The organism is Imhoffiella purpurea (assembly GCF_000585215.1).
Lineage (GTDB): Bacteria > Pseudomonadota > Gammaproteobacteria > Chromatiales > Chromatiaceae > Imhoffiella > Imhoffiella purpurea.
Map to the genome: position 1 here is coordinate 1 of NZ_AONC01000126.1, position 1,078 is coordinate 1,078.

1 protein-coding gene is annotated in these 1,078 nt (G+C 47.8%); it reads right to left on the reverse strand.

Annotation, left to right across the window (positions count from 1 at the left end; all coding sequences use genetic code 11):
• Window positions 1–200: 200 nt before the first annotated feature.
• Window positions 201–848 (reverse strand): hypothetical protein, encoded by a 648-nt coding sequence (locus tag D779_RS22550; RefSeq protein ID WP_157726502.1) that lies wholly within the window; start codon window positions 846–848, stop codon window positions 201–203.
• Between the last annotated feature and the right edge of the window lie 230 nt (window positions 849–1,078).

The following is a 1,078-nucleotide window of genomic DNA, read 5'->3' on the forward strand; positions in this document are numbered from 1 at the left end:
GAGGTTATGCGCGAGCGTCGTCAGGGGCGACCGGCTCCCGTTCTGCCGCCACCTGCTGCGGCGTGAGAGCAGGGGGGAACCGAACGGATACCTTTGGAAAACGTCGGATCCTCAAGGCTCATTTCGAGGCTCAATCACACGACCAGCCCCCTCATGTATACGACCCGCATTCGCCTAGCGGACCCAAAATCGAGCTGCAGTCAATACTCTAAAGCGAATAACACCTTACCAGAGACATTTTGATGCGTTTTATTATTGAATTTTTCATCAATTACTATCTTTAATACACTTAGAGTAACGGGTATCTTAGAGCCATCTTCCTCCACGTATCCGGTTATATTCCCGGATCCGGTTATATGAAAACCCTTCATTCCAAGAGAATTGCGAAAATACGCCACTGGGGACAATGGTGACGACTCAACATCTATTGCCACCAACTCAAGCCTAATTGACATTTCATTGGATACCCAATAGCCTGTATCCGTTGTAATGGCACATGGCGATGACTTTGAACAAGACGAAGCAGGCAGGGGAGGCAAAGGCTTGTTGAATTCTCTTACCAAGTCGATCACGCAGGAAGTATATGTCTTGTAGTTCCCGGAAGATATCGTCCCATCGTGCGATTCCTGCAGGATTGCACCTAGCTCGCTATAAGATGCCTCTCCTTTCACCGCCGCCTTGCGCCAAGACTTGACGGAAGCAGAAACGTCCGCCTGAATTTTATTCGACACGCCTATTCCGCAACCTTTGATTATCCCATCCAATTCATCTTGCGATGGAAATCTATCGGCCACAGCAACTACTGAAAACGAAGATAGAAGTAGAAGAGCCAAAAGCGATTTTATCATTTGCTGCTCCTATTGATGGTTAAGAACGTCGATTCATAGTTCGTAGAGCCAACATCTCCATAGACACTCATGATCGCTGGATGTACTCATGGTATGACTCCGCTTCTTTAGACCACAGCGGCATTGTTGTTTAATGTGTTATACCTAGCGAATGCAGGATTTCGGCTCTCAATGACCGACAATCTGAAAGTTCTCAGCAAGCAGCGTACGCAGCTGCGGTGCATAGCGGT

Bases quoted from the DNA above. Each gene is read 5' to 3' on its own strand.
- D779_RS22550 (WP_157726502.1), bottom strand. From the start codon at position 848: ATGATAAAATCGCTTTTGGCTCTTCTACTTCTATCTTCGTTTTCAGTA.